We start from the raw sequence: 14,922 nt of genomic DNA, 5'->3' as shown, positions 1-14,922 counted from the left end.
TCATGGGCCGGGAGTGACAGGGAACGGATCCGGCGCGCCCGCCGGATCGGCAGGATCGACCCATGACCACCGAACGACGCGTCTTCGCCGGCCTCACCGTCTTCATGGGACTCATGACGACCGCCTGGTCCTCCAACGCCCTGGAGACGCTCCCCGTCATCGCCGTCATCGGCATGGTGCTCGGAGGGCTCGCCGTCATCATGGGCGCGGTCGCTCTGGGGCGCGGCCGACGGGATCCGCGGAGCGGGGGCGGCCGACCCCGGTCCGCGCGGGGCGACAGGGAGCGCGGAGGCCTCGTCTCCGGCCGCGCGGCAGGAATCTTCGCCGGCATCGAGGTGCTCGTGATCCCGCTCGTCTGCGTGCTGCTGGGCAGGACAGGGCACGGCGCCCTGGTCGTGCCGGCGGTCGCCTTCATCGTCGCGGCGCACTTCGCCCTGTTCCGCCTGATCCAGGACCAGATGCTGCACGTCGTCGCCGCAGTGGTCGGCTGCCTGGGGGCGGGCGCGGCGATCGTGCTCGTCCTGCGCGGGGATCTCGACCCGGCCGCCGGACGCAGCCTCGCCGGTCTCACCCTCGCCGCGTGCACGGCCGCCTACGCGTCGGTGTTCGCCCGTCAAGCGTGGCGGAGGGCCTGAGCGGTCCTCACCGAGCGCTCGACGCCGAGGTCCCTCCGGGCGCGAACACCTCCAGCTCCACGCTCGCGCGGACCAGCTCGCGGATCGAGCCGCTGCGGTGGGGGATCGCGCCGAGGGCCCGGGCCTGCAGCGTGAGGTTCCCCAGTGCGGTTGCCTCCATCGGCCCCGCGACGACCTCGATGCCCAGGGCGTCCGCGGTCAGCTGGTTGAGCAGGCGGTTCCGGCTGCCGCCGCCCACCACGTGCAGGCGCTCCGGCAGCGGGCGGCGCGCCAGACGGCACGCCGCGTGCAGCTCGTCCCGATAGGTCTCGGCGAGGGATTCGAGGATGCAGCGCACCAGGTGGGCCGGGGTGCGCGGGCGCTCCTCGTCCCCGCCGATCACGCGGGCGGCATCGGCCACGCGGCCGGCCATCCGGCCCGGGGCGAGGAAGCACGGGTCCGTCGGGTTGATACGGAACCTGTCGCCGGGGACCGCGGCCGCGGCGGCGAGCAGGTCGTCGAGGTCGATGCGCGCCCCGGACTCCTCCCACTGCGCGATCGACTCGCTGACCAGCCACATCCCCGCCACGTTCTTGAGGAAGCGGTACGTGGAGTCGACGCCGCGCTCGTTCGTGAAACCGGCCCCGCGGGCCGCCTCGGTGAGGACGGGCGACTCGAGCTCGAGGCCGATGAGCGACCAGGTGCCGGAGGAGATGAAGGCGACGGGGTCGTCCTCCGCGGCGGGGACGGCGAGAACGGCCGAGGCCGTGTCATGGGAGCCGACGGCGATCACCGGCACCTCGCCGATGCCCAGCTCGCGCGCGAGGTCGCTGCGGACCGTGCCGACGCGCTCACCGGGTCGGACGAGAGGCGCGAACTGCTCCTTCGTGACGCCCGCGGCCCCCAGCAGCTCGGGGGACCAGGCGTTCTCGCCGGCCGCGAGCATTCCGGTCGTCGAGGCGTTCGTGAGCTCCGTGCGGCGCTCGCCGGTGAGCAGGAGGGAGAGCAGGTCCGGGACCAGCAGCGCCTGCGTGCCGTCGGGGGCATTCGCGAGGCGATCGTCGACGGCGAGCTGGTAGAGGGTGTTGAAGGGCTGCTGGGCGATGCCGGTCAGCGCGAACTGCCGCCCGACGTCGACGCGGTGGGCGACGCTCTCCGCGGCGCCGTCGGTGCGATCGTCGCGGTAGGCGATCACCTCGCCGATCCGCTCGCCGTCGGGGCCGACGAGGGCGTAGTCGACGGCCCAGGAGTCCACGCCGATCGAGGCGATGCCGTCCGCGCCGAGGTCCTGTGCGAGGCGCTCGGCGGCTGCGAGCCCCTGCCGCACCTGCTCCCACAGGGCGTCGATGTCCCAGCTCAGATGACCATCGCGCCGTTCTAGGCGGTTCTCGAAGCGGTGCGCGGCGTGCAGGTCGAGGCGGCGGGTCGGGTCGTCGTTGTCGTCGTCGCCGTGGCCGCCGTCGCCGCGGCCGCCGCCGCCGGTCGTGGCGGAGGGCGACGGGTGCAGAAGACCGACCATCACGCGTCCCGAGGTCGCGCCCAGGTCGATCGCGGCCAGGGCGAGCGGCCGATCGTCGGCCTGTGGACGCGCCCCGTCCGCCCCTTCTGCCCGTAGTCGCGCCCCGTCGGCCCCGTCCGCCTGCGGGCGCGCCCCGTCGGACGCCGGTCCCGGGCTCATCGCAGGAACGCGGCCGCGACCCCCGCGTCGACGGGGATGTGCAGACCGGTGGTGTGGGAGAGGTCGCCCGCGGTCAGCGCGAACACGGCGTTCGCGACGTTCGCGGGGAGCACCTCGCGCTTGAGCAGGGTGCGCTGGGCGTAGAACTCGCCCAGCTCCTCCTCCTTGACCCCGTAGACCTTCGCGCGGCTCGCGCCCCAGCCACCCGCGAAGATGCCGGAGCCGCGCACGACCCCGTCGGGGTTGATGCCGTTGACGCGGATCTGGTGGCCGCCGAGCTCGGCCGCGAGCAGGCGCACCTGGTGGGCCTGATCGGCCTTGGTCGCCGAGTAGGCGATGTTGTTGGGCCCCGCGAACACGGAGTTCTTCGAGGAGATGTAGATGATGTCCCCGCCCATGGCCTGGTCGATCATCACCCGGGCCGCCTCGCGGGAGACCAGGAAGCTGCCGCGCGCCATCACGTCGTGCTGGAGGTCCCAGTCCTTCGCCGTCGTCTCGAGCAGCGGCTTGGACAGGGAGAGCCCGGCGTTGTTGACGATCAGGTCGATGCCGCCGAAGGGGAGCACCGCGTCGGCCACCATCTGCACCACGGACGCCTCGTCCGAGACGTCGGCCCGCAGGGCCACGGCGCGGTCCGGTCCGCCGAGCTCCTCGGCGACCGCCTGGGCGTTCTCCAGGTTCAGGTCGGCGATGACCACGCAGGCGCCCTCGGCGACGAGCCGCTCGGCGGTCGCCCTCCCGATCCCGGACCCGGCACCGGTCACGAGCGCGACGCGGGTCGCGAGCGGCTTGGGCCGCGGGCGGCGCTGCAGCTTCGCCTCCTCGAGCGCCCAGTACTCGATGCGGAACTTCTCCGCCTCGTCGATCGGCGCGTAGGTCGAGACGGACTCGGCGCCGCGCATCACCCGGATCGCGTTGACGTAGAACTCGCCGGCCACCCGTGCGGTCTGCGCGTCGGCCCCGAAGGAGAACATGCCCACGCCCGGGACCAGCACGATCGCCGGGTCCGCGCCGCGCATGGCGGGGGAGTCCTGCGAGGCGTGGCGCGCGTAGTAGGCGGCGTAGCCCTCGCGGTAGGCCTCGTGCAGCTCGCGCAGGCGCGCCACCTGCTCCTCGGTCGAGGCGTCCGATGGCAGGTCGAGGACCAGCGGCTTGACCTTCGTGCGCAGGAAGTGATCGGGGCACGACGTGCCGAGCTCGGCGAGGGCCGCGAGCTTCTCCCCGGCCAGGAGCTCGTGGACGTCCTCGGTGTCGGTCCAGTGCCCGATCATCGGCGCATCGGTCGAGGCGAGCCCGCGGATCACCGGGAGCAGTGCCGAGGCCTTCGCGCGGCGCTCGTCCTCGGGCAGCGCCTCGCGGGAGTCATCGTGCGCGCCGAAGGGATCGGCGGCGCCGCGCTCGTCGAGATACGCCTGGGCTTCTCGGATGATCCGCTCGGAGCGCTGCTGGGCCTCCTGCGAGGTCTCGCCCCAGGCGGTGATGCCGTGGCCGCCCAGGATGCAGCCGATGGCCTGCGGGTTCGCCTCCTTGATGGCCGCGATGTCGAGGCCCAGCTGGAAACCGGGCCGACGCCACGGCACCCACACCACGTCGTCGCCGAAGATCTCGCGGGTCAGGCGCTCGCCGTCCGCAGCGGTCGCGATCGCGATGCCCGCGTCGGGGTGGAGGTGGTCCACGTGCGCGGCGTCGACCAGGGCGTGCATCGCGGTGTCGATGCTGGGTGCGGCGCCGCCCTTCCCGAACAGGCAGTGGTCGAAGGCCGCGACCATCTCGTCCTCGCGCTCCACGCCGGGGTAGACGTCGCGCAGCGCGCGCACGCGGTCCAGGCGCAGCACCGCGAGGCCATTCTCCTGCAGGGTGCCGAGGTCGCCGCCGGAGCCCTTGACCCACAGCAGGTCGACGTCCTGGCCGGTCACGGGGTCGGTGTCGGTGCCCTTGGCCGACGTGTTGCCGCCGGCGAAGTTCGTGGTGCGCGGGTCCGCGCCCAGCTGGTGGGAACGCTCCAGGAGCGCGTCGATGGTCTCGCGGGCAGTGGTCATGAAGTTTCTCCTGTCGAGGATGCGGAGGGGAGACGGGGTCCGGCCGACGGGCGAGGGGTCAGGCGCCCCAGCCCATCTGGTCGCCGCCCACGCGCTCGGCGGCGACCTTCTCCTCGTAGCCGCTCGCGCGGAACGCCGCGAAGGGATCGGCGGGCAGGCCGCGCTCCTCGCGGAAGGCCGCGAGCGCCGGGCGGACGTCGGTCCAGAAGGCGTCCATGAGGATGCCGTTCGCCTCGAGCACGTCGTTGCGGCGCTGGGCGTCGGCGAGGGCCGCGCGGTCCACGAGCAGCGCCTTGGCCAGGGCCTCCTGCACGTTCATCACGGAGCGGATCTGGCCCTGGATCTTCGACTCCAGGTTGTGGCACTGGTCGAGCATGAAGTTCACGCCCGACTCCGGCCGGTGGGCGCCCTGCTGCACGATCTCGAAGAGGATCCGCACCAGCTGGAACGGATCGGCGGCGCCCACGATGAGGTCGTCGTCCGCGTAGTTGCGGGAGTTGAAGTCGAAGGCGCCCAGGCGCTGCTGGCGCAGCAGCTGGGCCACGATGAACTCGATGTTGGTGCCGGGCGCGTGATGGCCGGTGTCGAGCACCACCATCGCCTTCTCGCCGAGGGCGAGGCAGTGCAGCAGGCTCGTGCCCCAGTCCGGGACGTCCGTGTGGTAGAACGCCGGCTCGAAGAACTTGTACTCGAGCACGAGGCGCTCGTCGTCCGCGAGGCCCCCGTAGACCTCCTGCAGGGACTCGGCGAGGCGGTCCTGGCGCTCCCGGATCGAGTCCTGGCCGGCGTAGTTCGTGCCGTCGGCCAGCCAGATCTTCAGCTCCTTCGAACCGGTCGCCCGCATGACGTCGATGCACTCGAGGTGGTGGTCGATCGCCTGGCGGCGCACGGTCGTGTCGCCGTGGGTGAGGGAGCCGAACTTATAGGTGTCGTCCTGGAAGGTGTTGGAGTTGATCATGCCGACGGTGACGCCCTGCTCGCGGGCGTAGTCGGCCAGTGCCCCGAAGTCCTCGACCCGGTCCCACGGGTAGTGCAGCGAGACCCGCGGGGCGGCGCCGGTGAAGGCGTGCGTCTGGGCGGCGTCGGCGATCTTCTCGTACGGGTCGCGCGGGGTGCCGGGCGTCGTGAACACCTTGAAGCGGGTGCCGGAGTTCCCGTAGCCCCAGCTGGGCACCTCGATCGAGAAGTCGGCGAGGTCGCGGGCGATCGGGTCGGGGAGGGCGGTCAGGTGCGTCATGTGGCGGTCTCCTTCGCGGGGGGAGCGGTCGGGTGGGGTGAACGGGTGGATCGAGCGGGTGGGTCGGGACGATGGATCGGGATGATGTTCCGGGCCTGCGGGAGGAGCGGCGGTCAGGGCGGCCCGGGGCGGGTCCCGGCGGACGGCCCGGCGGGAGCGTCGGCGCGGAGCCCCTGCTCCATCAGCTCCTCCTGCGCCTCGCCGAGGTCCTTCGCCTCGACGTCGAAGAGGTTCGCGCGGCGGGATCGGAAGACGAGATGGCCGACGACCACGCCGATCAGCACCACCGCGGCGATCCCCGCGTAGAAGGCGCGAGGGTTCGCGTACAGCAGGGACGGGGTGAGGATGCCGGCGACGGCCGCGATCACACGGGCCACGGCGATCGTGGTGCCCTGCGCGCTCGAGCGCATGAGCGTGGGGAAGGACTCCTGGGACCAGACCTTCATGATGGCCTCGAAGGCGAAGCCGCCGCCGAAGCCGTTGACGATCTGCATGATGATCCAGACCGGCAGGGAGAAGCCCAGCACGGCGGGCAGCAGGTAGGAGACCACCAGCGCCACGGCGCCCACGAGGAACCAGGTCATGCGGTGCGGCGTGTCCACGATCCGCATGAACAGGAACGCCCACAGGAACCCGGCGGGGAACAGCACCAGGCTGATCAGGGAGTTCAGCTGCACCGAGACGCCCACGACGTTCACCGCGATCCAGGTGCCGAACTGGCCGCCCGTGTTCGCGCCGATGTTGGTGAGCGAGTAGAACACCAGGATCGCGGCGAAGGGCACGAGATAGAGACGCTCGGTCAGCAGGTCCTTCAGGCCGGTGCGCTGGGCGCGGACGGTGTCGGCCCCGGCGAGGCGCTCGGCGTGGGCGTCCTGCCACGAGCGGGACTCCGGGATCGTCAGCCGCAGCGCGAGGACCACGAGCGCGATCACCCCGATCATGGCGAACATGATCTGCCCGCCCAGGTGCCCCATTCCTCCCACCACGGCGGAGGTGGCCGTCGTCCCCAGGATGCCCGCGGTCCACAGGACCTGGGAGAAGCCGAGCAGCTTCCCGCGGTTCGCGTCGCTCGCGGCCTCGGAGATCGTGGCGAGCGAGACCGGCAGGTCGGCGCCGGTGCCGAGTCCCACGAGCACCGTGCCCAGCAGCAGGCTGGTGAAGGTGCCCGCGAGGACGAGGAGCACGGCCCCGAGGACCACCATCGCCATCGTCGCGATGAAGACGTGGCGTCGGCCGAGCCGGTCGCCCAGTCGCCCGCCCGTGATCGCGCCGATCGCGATGCAGAAGGTGAGCAGCCCGGAGAGGATCCCCACCTGGCCGTTCGTCAGGCCGATCGCCTGCTGGTAGATCACCAGCGCGATCCCGGAGCTCACGATCGCGGCGGCGTCGATGTAGGAGGCCATGCCGCAGACGATCGCGACGTGCCACGGATGGGGAGCGCGCGCGGGCGCGGCGTCCGTGGTCATGACCGGGCTCCTGGGATCGGACGGAGGTCGTCGTGGTGCATGGTCAGCGCCCCTCGTCGTCCGTCCGGGGGCGTCCCGCCTCGGCATCGAGCAGCCCGGCCGACACGACCTCGCCGTAGCGCTCGATCTCGATCTCGCGCAGCTCCTTGCCCTGGGTGCGCGGGGCGAAGATCGTGCCGATCAGCGTCGAGGCGAGCAGGAAGGCGATGAGGATCAGGCCGTCGATGAGCAGACCGTTCGCGCCCATCAGGATCACGGGGAAGACCAGCGAGATGATCCCCGAGGCGACGCGGACGGTGAAGAAGACCAGTCCCTGGGCCCCGGCGCGGTACGGCGTCGCGAACAGCTCGGGGGACCACACCGAGTAGAAGGCCTGGGCCGACGGGCCGGAGGAGAGCCCCCACAGGATCGCGTACCCGAAGGCCGTGGCCGCCGCGGTGGACGGGCCGAAGACGAGGACGACCCACGAGACCACGGCCATCGCCCCGCCGACGAGGAAGAACCAGCGGTAGGACACCTTGTCGACGAAGACCATGAACACGATCGTGCCGATGATGACGAACGCCCAGGTGAGCATCGAGAAGAGGTCCGAGGCGAGCGTCCCGAAGCCCATCGACGACAGGATCGTGGGCAGGAAGATCCCGTTCTGGCTCGCCGCCTGGTTCCAGAAGGTGTAGATCGCCACCAGGAACAGCAGCGCCGTGATGTTGGCCTTCCGGCTGAACAGGCCGCGCAGGGAGGTCCAGATCGACGGGGCCTTGGCCTGCTGCCCGCCCTTGGACTTCTGCCACGCCTCGGATTCGTAGAGACCCTGCCGGATGTACCAGGTGACCAGGGCGATCACCACGAGGTGCGCGAAGATGATCCGGCTGCCCACCAGCCCCAGGGGCGAGAGCAGTGCGGCGAGGCCGAAGCCGATGAACGGGCCGACGGACCATGCCAGCTGGGTGGCGCCGATGTGGCGCCCGCGCTGATGCGTCGGCGCGGACTCCGCGATGTACGTCCAGCCCGCGGGCACCGATGCGCCCACCGCGAGGCCGATGACGATGAAGCCGACGAAGAGCATCGGCAGGTTCATCGCGAACGTCGCGATCAGACCGCCGACCGCGTACAGCAGCAGGTCGTAGGTGTAGATGAACTTGCGGCCGTACTTGTCGCAGAGCGGACCGCCGATGAGCGCGCCGACGGCGGCGCCGAAGGCGTTCGAGCTGAAGGCGGCGAGCAGCCCGGCGATGCGTCCGCTGTCGTCGGGGAAGTAGGCGGCGCCCCAGAACCCCAGGGACGTGGCGATCGCGATGATCGAGCCGGAATCGATGTAGTTGGACATCGAGACGGCCGCGGTCGCCTTCCAGCCGGTCAGTGGCTTGGGTCGGCCGATGGGCATGAGCGCTGACTCCTTCGTCGTGCTGCGGGGCCGGTCGAGGGGTGCGGTCCGCGGCGCGATCTCCGTGCTGCGGGCGGGGCCGTGGTGGGCCGGCGATGCACACCGTAGAACTGAAACGATTCATTCGTCAAGCGGATGCGGCCGCGCTGCCCCGAGCGGCGCCCGGGACCGGGCGTCGGCGGGAAGATGGGGCGGTGATGACGCAGACGAACCAGGCGCCGCCCCAGGATCCGCACGAGGCCGCACGCACCCGCCTCCGCGCCCTGCTCGGCTGCGATGGCCCCGGCGCACTTGCCCCCGCCGCGCGCCTCGTCGGCCCCGCGTCGCCGGTCCCGGACCCCGATGCCGGCCCGGACGCGCAGGCACCCGGCGAACCCGCGGCCGTGCAGGTGGCGCCCGAGGGCAGGGACCCGTTCCCCGCTCTCCTGCAGCGCCCCGCGCCCGGGCATGCGAGCGGAGCGGCCGTCGTGCTCGTCCCCGGGCACGGGGCGGGGATGCGCGCGCTCGTCGGCGACGGCGACGCGTACCACGGGGCGATCGCCCGGCGTCTCGTCGACCGGGGCGTCGCCGTGCTCGTGCCGGAGATGATCTCCTTCGGACAGCGGCGCACGCCGCCCGCGCCGGGCGCTGCGCCGTACGGCCCTGCCGAGAGCAGCTGCGCGGTCGACGCCGCCCGATATCTCCTGCACGGCAGTCCCGTGCTCGGCGCACGGGTCGCGGACGCCTCGGCCGCGGTCTCGGCGCTGCGATCGCGGGCCGATGTCGACGCGGACCGGGTCGGGGTCGTCGGCGGCTCCGGCGGAGGCGCCGTCGCTCTGCTCCTCGCGGCGCTCGACACCCGACTTCGCGCGACCCTGGTCGCGAACTTCTTCTCGTCCTTCGCCGCGAGCATCGTCGCGCGCCCCCACTGCCCGTGCAATGTCGTGCCGGGGCTGCTGCCCGCGTTCGAGATGGCCGAGATCGCCGCGCTCGTCGCGCCGCGGTCCCTGGTCCTCGAAGCGGGGGAGGCGGACCCGCTGTTCCCGATCGCCGCCGCCCGGGCCTCGTTCGCGCGGCTCGAGGCGGATAGGGAGGGTGCCCGCGACGTCGGCCGCGGAGCCCGGCTCGTGGTCACCGATGCAGGTCACCGCCTCGTGGGGGAGGAGTCCGTCGACCTCCTGATGGACGCGCTGGGCTGACCCCCGCACCGTCCGCCGCCTCGCCATCGACCCCGGGCGGAGTCCTCGATGTGAAAGGATCGGAGCTCCTCCTGGGTTCGCAGCGGTGCCCGTCCGTCGGCCTGCGCGAGCGCTTCCCCCCGACCGATCGGAGCACTGATGCCCGCCGACCTACCGTCCGAGACCCCCTCCCCGTCGCCCACGCAGCCTCCTCACGGAGATATGGCACGGCGCATGCGCGACCTCGGCGACGCGGCCGGTTGGGAGGAGGTGGACGAGGAGGTCCGTGAGGCGTGGGACGCCCCCTACGGCGAGGCGGAGGAATGGGCGGTCGGGACGCTCGATCGCGAAATCCCGGGACCGCACGGTCCCGTGCCGGTGCGCGTGTACACACCGCAGGGGCCGTCGTTCTCGGCGCGCCCGCTGCTGGTGTGGTGCCACGGCGGCTCCTTCATGCACGGCGACCTCGAGATGCCCGAGGCCGATCAGGTCGCGCGCGGCGTCGCCGGCAGGGCCGACGCCGTCGTGGTGTCCGTCGACTACCGCCTGTGCGACGAGCCCCCGGAGATGGGCGGGAACCCCGCCCGCAGCGTCGGCGGATCGCGCGGCGGGGTGCACGCCCCGATCCCCGGCGACGACGTGTGCGCCGTGGTGCACTGGGCCCGCGAGAGCGCCGACGAGCTGGGCGCCGACCCGCTGAGGATCGCCCTGGGCGGAGCGAGCGCGGGAGGGAACCTCGCGGCGGCCACGACCCTGCGCCTCACCGAGGAGGGCATCCCGCTCGCCGCCTCCCTGCTCATGTACCCCGTCGCCCACGCCTCGCTCCCGGAGCCCACGGCCGAGGAGGAGGCGGCGCTCTCCGTCACCCCGCCCGTGCTGCGCTTCCCGCCGGAGACGATGCAGATCATGCGCACGGCCTACGTGGGCGGGGACCCCGAGGCGGCCGGCGCCGCCGTGTTCCCCGCCTTCGCCTCCGCCGAGCGCCTCGCGGCCCTGCCCCGCACGTTCATCGAGTCCGACGAGTTCGACGACCTGCGGGTCAGCTCCCGCGCCTACGCCGACCAGCTCGCGCAGGCCGACGTCGACGTCGAGCACGTGGTGCGCCGCGGCGTGAGCCACGGGCACCTGAACCGTGTGGGCCTGCGCGAGGCGAGGGAGTCGATGGACCGGATGGCCCAGATCATGCGGGAGCTGTGAGCCGGGCGTGATCCCGGGGTCGGAACGGACCCTGAGAACACCTCAGCTCGTGCGGTGTGCGCGGGCAGGCGTCCGCGGCTCTCGAGCGTCCGCACCCCACGCTCCCCACAGGGCCCCGACGACCAGAGGCGGGACCGAGAAACCGCACGCGATCGTGAGCGGCGCCAGCAGCCAGAGCGGAGACAGCGCGATGACCGCCGCGGGGGCCAGCGCCGCGCGCAGAGGACGGGAGACGCACAGCCCCATCGCCTCGCGCGCGACCTCGAACCAGCTCACCGTCCCGGACTCGGCCGCCACCCGGACGTAGGCGGAGATCCACGCGATCGTCGCCCAGGCGGGCGGGATCAGGATCCCCGCCACGAACACCCGGGACGGGCTGGGAAGGGATGCGACGAACAGCGCGTCGAAGCCGATCGCGAGGATCATCAGCACGGTGAGCACCGATGTCGGGGCGTCCCGCCGCAGGGTGCCGAGGGCGCGGGAGAGCGTCGAGCGGAAGGCGACGTCGGGCTGCTCACGCAGGCGGCTCGTCGTGCGCGTCGCCGCCGCCAGCGCCGGCACCAGGCCGATCACGGTGAGCGCACCGAGCAGCGCCGCCCAGTTCGTCGCGATCAGCGCGCCGGGGACCACGAAGAACCGCAGCAGTCCCCGGGCCTCGTCCGCCGGTGCCGACGTCACTTGATCCCCGAGGCGGCGAACCCCTGCACGAAGTACCTCTGGAAGATCAGGAACAGCACGATCATCGGCACCGCCGCGAGCGTCGTCCCCGCCATCAGCAGGTGCCAGTCCGTCGAGGCCTCCTGCCTGAAGGAGGCGATCCCGACCTGGATGACCCGCAGGCTGTCGGAGGTCGTCACCAGCAGCGGCCACAGGAAGTTGTTCCAGCCCGCCTCGAAGCTCAGCAGCGCGACCGTCAGGAGACCCGGGCGGATCAGCGGGGTGATGATCCGCGTGTAGATCCCGAACTCGCTCACCCCGTCGAGCCGTGCGGCCTCGATGAGCTCCGAGGGTGTGGAGACGTAGAACTGGCGGAAGAGGAACACCATGAACGGGGAGACGGCCCCGGGGACGATGAGCGCCCACCAGGTGTCGATCCAGCCGGTACCGCCCACGCCCATGAGGGTGTTCCCGCCGAACAGCGGCATGTGGCGCACCATGAGGAAGACCGGGATCACCGTCGCGTAGAACGGGATCATGATGCACGCGACCATCCAGCCGAACACGGCCGGCGCGAGACGGAACCTCAGCTTGGCCAGCGCGTATCCGCAAGCGGACGCGAAGACCACGTTGAGCGCCGCGGCCGCGGTCGCGAGGATCAGGCTGTTGCGCGCATAGGTCGCGAACGGCGCCCGGCCCAGCGCCTCGCTGTAGTTCTCGAGCCGCAGATCCTTCGGGATCAGCGGCATCGGCACCTGGGCGAGCTCCGTGGGGTCGCGGATCGAGGAGATCGCCATCCACAGGAACGGCGCGGCCATGATCACCGAGGCGGCGATGAGGAACGCCAGGACCAGCGCGTTCGAGGTGCGCTTGCGCCGTCGCAGGCTGTGGTCCCGTGCGCGCGTCGCGGACGGGGCGGTGCCGCTGATGCTCGGGGCGTGGTCAGTCGTCATCGGTGCCTCCGACGATGCGGCGGGACAGGAACGCGAGCACCACCAGGATCAGCAGCAGGATCACCGACTGGGCGTTGGCGAGCCCCACGCGGAACTCCTGGAATGCCGTCTGGTAGATGCGGTAGGTGACCACGGAGGTCGAGTTCGCGGGACCGCCCTCGGTGAGGATGTAGATGAGGTCGAAGGTCTGGAAGTTCGAGATCAGCGAGGTGACCAGGATGAAGAAGGTCGCCGGCTTGAGCATCGGCACGGTGATGCGGAAGAACTTCTGCACGAAGTTCGCGCCGTCCAGATCGGCCGCCTCGTACAGCTGCTCGTCGACGCCCTGGAGCGCCGCCAGGTAGATCAGCATCTTCAAACCGATGCCCTGCCAGATCGTCACCAGGATGACGCTGCCCAGCGCCAGGTCGGGATTGGTGAGGAAGGGCAGCGGCTTGATCCCCACCACACCGAGCACCACGTTCATCAGGCCGCTCTGCGACGGGCTGTAGATCCACAGCCAGATCATCGCGACGGCGACCGTGGCGGTGATGTGGGGCAGGAAGATCATCACGCGGAACACGCCGCGGCCCGGCAGGGCCCGGTTGAGCATCGTGGCGAACACGAGCGCGAGGAACATCGAGATGGGGATCCCGACGGCGGCGATGATTACGTTGTGCAGCACGGAGAGCCAGAACAGGCCGTCCGTGAAGATCGTCGCGTAGTTCTCGAGCCCGGAGAACTCCGGGGCGTGGATGATGTCGTACGCGGTGAAGCTGAGGACGATCGCGACGACGATCGGCGCTCCGATCCAGATCAGCGTGTGCAGGGTCGCGGGGGCCGCGAGCAGCAGCCCCCAGCGCTTCTCGGCGGTGCGCACGGAGCGGTGTCGCCGCGGCTCGGGAGCGGTCGGGCTCGCGGCGGGGGCCGTGCGGCCCGTGGCCGCGGTGGGGGCGGTGGTCGTCATGGTCCGGTCCTCAGATCCTGCTGATCGCGCCGTCGCACAGCTTCTTCATGTCGGCCAGGGTCTGGTCGACCGTGGCCCTGCCGGTCAGGCAGGTCTCGACGATGCCGTCGAGATTGCTCCTGACCTCCATGTAGGCGGCGGAGCCGCCCTCGGTCGCCCCCGCGTACGGGAGGTTCTCGAGGCCGAAGGCCATCAGCAGATTGCTGCGGATCCCCTCGGTCTCGGGGATGTCGGGAGTGGGCGGCACCTTGCCGGTCGCGGCGCTCGCCTTCCCGAGGATGTCGGGTTCGAGCATGTGCTTCATGAAACCGGCCGCGGCGTCCTTGTTCTTCGACAGGCTCGAGATCGAGATGAAGGTGCCGCCCTGGAACATCACCGGGTCGGCGTCGACGCCGCTGGGCAGCAGGAACGTTCCCACGGCGCCCTTCTCGCAGAGCTCCGGGGTCATGGTCTGCCAGGTGGGCCAGTTTCCGGTCGAGACCAGGGACATGGCGGCCTTCTTCTGCTGGAAGGGCGACGGCTGTCCCTCCGCGGCCTGGATCGAGTAGTCGATCGCACCGGTGTCCATGCAGTCGAGCATCCACTGCAGGGCGAGCCGCCCGGGTTCCTCGTGCAGCCTGGGCGCGAGCCCGTCGTCGCTGAACATGGTGCCGCCGAAGGCGTAGAGGAGGAAGACGAAGGCCTGCCGTGCGCTGCCGGCGCTGCCGGAGAGGAAGTCCAGGCCCACCACGCCGTCGCCCGTGAGCTCCGCGGCCGCCTGGGCGAGCTCGTCGAGGGACTCGGGTGCGGAGTCGATGCCCTTCTTCTCGAGCAGCTCGGGATGGAAGCCGATGAAGCGCAGGTCCAGGGCCTGTGGGAGGGAGTAGTACCGGCCGTCGTACCGGGTGGACACGAGCACGCTCTCGTCGTACCCGAGGCCCTCGATGAAGTCGGCGGGGATCTCGGCGAAGATGCCCTTCTCGGCGAAGGGCTGGGTCCAGCCGACCCCGGTCATGATGACGTCGGCGATGATGCCGCCGGCGATGCCGGTGGAGATCTTCTCGTTGAGCTTGTTCCAGTCGACCTGGTCGACGGAGACATCGACCCCGGTCCGCTTCGTGAAGGGGGCGATGATGTCATCGTCGAGAACGGCGCGGTCATCGCCCACGAAGTCCGGGGTGAGCAGGCCGATGGCCCCGGAGAGGTCGGCGTCGGCGACGTCGATGTCGAGGGGGACGGAGGGGTCCATCGCGCCGCCCGATCCACAGGCGGCGCCCCCGAGGGCGACGGCACCGGCGCCGGAGGCGGCGAGCAGGGTGCGGCGGGTGAGGGACATGCGGCTCCTCGCTGTGCGACGGACGCGTCCTCGCGCCGTCCAGGATGTGGTGCGACCTGCGGGCGGCGACGCCGCCGCCCGCTCCGGTGAGGGTCGGCGCGCGCAGCGCGCAGGTGTGCTGATGTCGCACGAGTGTGATGACGCCCACTACCGGCGGAAAGCGGTTGCACAGTGTTGTCATCGCCGGGCGTCGAGGTCGGCGGATTCGCCCGCTGTGCTGGCCACGGAGGTTGAGACGTGTCAGGATCCATCCGTCCCGGCACGCACCATCGACGAGGA

Annotated in this window: 12 protein-coding genes; 3 read left to right on the top strand and 9 right to left on the bottom strand. The window is 71.5% G+C overall.

Annotated features, from left to right (window positions below; all coding sequences use genetic code 11):
- The first annotated feature begins 62 nt into the window (after positions 1 to 62).
- A complete protein-coding gene (locus I8D64_RS06365) occupies positions 63 to 635 on the top strand; it encodes a hypothetical protein (protein ID WP_200501657.1) in 573 nt (190 codons plus the stop codon).
- Positions 636 to 642: 7 nt separating this feature from the next.
- Here I8D64_RS06365 and I8D64_RS06360 read toward each other — a convergent pair whose 3' ends face one another.
- The 5 genes from I8D64_RS06360 to I8D64_RS06340 all read right to left on the bottom strand — a co-directional run bounded on the left by I8D64_RS06360 (position 643) and on the right by I8D64_RS06340 (position 8,418).
- Positions 643 to 2,292, bottom strand: coding sequence for a rhamnulokinase (locus I8D64_RS06360; RefSeq protein WP_200501656.1), 1,650 nt, complete (start codon positions 2,290 to 2,292; stop codon positions 643 to 645).
- On the bottom strand, positions 2,289 to 4,331 hold the full coding sequence (locus I8D64_RS06355) for a bifunctional aldolase/short-chain dehydrogenase (protein WP_200501655.1): 2,043 nt from the start codon (positions 4,329 to 4,331) through the stop codon (positions 2,289 to 2,291). The genes I8D64_RS06360 and I8D64_RS06355 overlap by 4 nt, the downstream gene beginning before the upstream one ends.
- A gap of 58 nt (positions 4,332 to 4,389) precedes the next feature.
- Positions 4,390 to 5,568, bottom strand: a complete 1,179-nt coding sequence (gene rhaI, locus I8D64_RS06350) for an L-rhamnose isomerase (RefSeq protein ID WP_200501654.1) — start codon at positions 5,566 to 5,568, stop codon at positions 4,390 to 4,392.
- A 113-nt stretch (positions 5,569 to 5,681) separates the two neighbouring features.
- Positions 5,682 to 7,034 (bottom strand): MFS transporter, encoded by a 1,353-nt coding sequence (locus tag I8D64_RS06345; RefSeq protein ID WP_246482767.1) that lies wholly within the window; start codon positions 7,032 to 7,034, stop codon positions 5,682 to 5,684.
- A 43-nt stretch (positions 7,035 to 7,077) separates the two neighbouring features.
- Positions 7,078 to 8,418, bottom strand: a complete 1,341-nt coding sequence (locus I8D64_RS06340) for an MFS transporter (RefSeq protein ID WP_200501653.1) — start codon at positions 8,416 to 8,418, stop codon at positions 7,078 to 7,080.
- 197 nt (positions 8,419 to 8,615) lie between these two features.
- Here I8D64_RS06340 and I8D64_RS06335 point away from each other — a divergent pair, with 197 nt between their 5' ends.
- Both I8D64_RS06335 and I8D64_RS06330 read left to right on the top strand, forming a co-directional pair.
- Positions 8,616 to 9,596: a dienelactone hydrolase family protein gene (locus I8D64_RS06335; RefSeq protein WP_200501652.1), complete on the top strand. Its 981-nt coding sequence runs from the start codon at positions 8,616 to 8,618 to the stop codon at positions 9,594 to 9,596.
- 201 nt (positions 9,597 to 9,797) lie between these two features.
- Positions 9,798 to 10,772, top strand: a complete 975-nt coding sequence (locus I8D64_RS06330) for an alpha/beta hydrolase (protein ID WP_246482766.1) — start codon at positions 9,798 to 9,800, stop codon at positions 10,770 to 10,772.
- Between the two features lie 42 nt (positions 10,773 to 10,814).
- On the opposite strand, the gene I8D64_RS06325 is transcribed toward I8D64_RS06330, so the two are convergent.
- From I8D64_RS06325 to I8D64_RS06310, 4 genes are read right to left on the bottom strand one after another with little or no spacing between them, the layout of a single operon-like run.
- Complete coding sequence (locus I8D64_RS06325; RefSeq protein ID WP_200501650.1) at positions 10,815 to 11,450, bottom strand: hypothetical protein; 636 nt, start codon at positions 11,448 to 11,450, stop codon at positions 10,815 to 10,817.
- Complete coding sequence (locus I8D64_RS06320) at positions 11,447 to 12,382, bottom strand: carbohydrate ABC transporter permease (RefSeq protein ID WP_200501649.1); 936 nt, start codon at positions 12,380 to 12,382, stop codon at positions 11,447 to 11,449. Before I8D64_RS06320 ends, I8D64_RS06325 begins: the two co-directional genes overlap by 4 nt.
- Positions 12,372 to 13,328 (bottom strand): carbohydrate ABC transporter permease, encoded by a 957-nt coding sequence (locus tag I8D64_RS06315; RefSeq protein WP_200501648.1) that lies wholly within the window; start codon positions 13,326 to 13,328, stop codon positions 12,372 to 12,374. The genes I8D64_RS06320 and I8D64_RS06315 overlap by 11 nt, the downstream gene beginning before the upstream one ends.
- Positions 13,329 to 13,338: 10 nt before the next feature.
- On the bottom strand, positions 13,339 to 14,643 hold the full coding sequence (locus I8D64_RS06310; protein ID WP_200501647.1) for an extracellular solute-binding protein: 1,305 nt from the start codon (positions 14,641 to 14,643) through the stop codon (positions 13,339 to 13,341).
- Positions 14,644 to 14,922: the final 279 nt, after the last annotated feature.

Source organism: Brachybacterium halotolerans, assembly GCF_016623465.1.
Classification (GTDB): Bacteria; Actinomycetota; Actinomycetes; order Actinomycetales; family Dermabacteraceae; genus Brachybacterium; species Brachybacterium halotolerans.
This window is presented reverse-complemented; position numbering and strand designations above follow the sequence as displayed.

Coding starts and splice junctions, on each gene's coding strand:
- I8D64_RS06365 (WP_200501657.1), top strand. CDS start 63: ATGACCACCGAACGACGCGTCTTCGCCGGCCTCACCGTCTTCATGGGA.
- I8D64_RS06360 (WP_200501656.1), bottom strand. CDS start 2,292: ATGAGCCCGGGACCGGCGTCCGACGGGGCGCGCCCGCAGGCGGACGGG.
- I8D64_RS06355 (WP_200501655.1), bottom strand. CDS start 4,331: ATGACCACTGCCCGCGAGACCATCGACGCGCTCCTGGAGCGTTCCCAC.
- rhaI (WP_200501654.1), bottom strand. CDS start 5,568: ATGACGCACCTGACCGCCCTCCCCGACCCGATCGCCCGCGACCTCGCC.
- I8D64_RS06345 (WP_246482767.1), bottom strand. CDS start 7,034: ATGACCACGGACGCCGCGCCCGCGCGCGCTCCCCATCCGTGGCACGTC.
- I8D64_RS06340 (WP_200501653.1), bottom strand. CDS start 8,418: ATGCCCATCGGCCGACCCAAGCCACTGACCGGCTGGAAGGCGACCGCG.
- I8D64_RS06335 (WP_200501652.1), top strand. CDS start 8,616: ATGACGCAGACGAACCAGGCGCCGCCCCAGGATCCGCACGAGGCCGCA.
- I8D64_RS06330 (WP_246482766.1), top strand. CDS start 9,798: ATGGCACGGCGCATGCGCGACCTCGGCGACGCGGCCGGTTGGGAGGAG.
- I8D64_RS06320 (WP_200501649.1), bottom strand. CDS start 12,382: ATGACGACTGACCACGCCCCGAGCATCAGCGGCACCGCCCCGTCCGCG.
- I8D64_RS06315 (WP_200501648.1), bottom strand. CDS start 13,328: ATGACGACCACCGCCCCCACCGCGGCCACGGGCCGCACGGCCCCCGCC.
- I8D64_RS06310 (WP_200501647.1), bottom strand. CDS start 14,643: ATGTCCCTCACCCGCCGCACCCTGCTCGCCGCCTCCGGCGCCGGTGCC.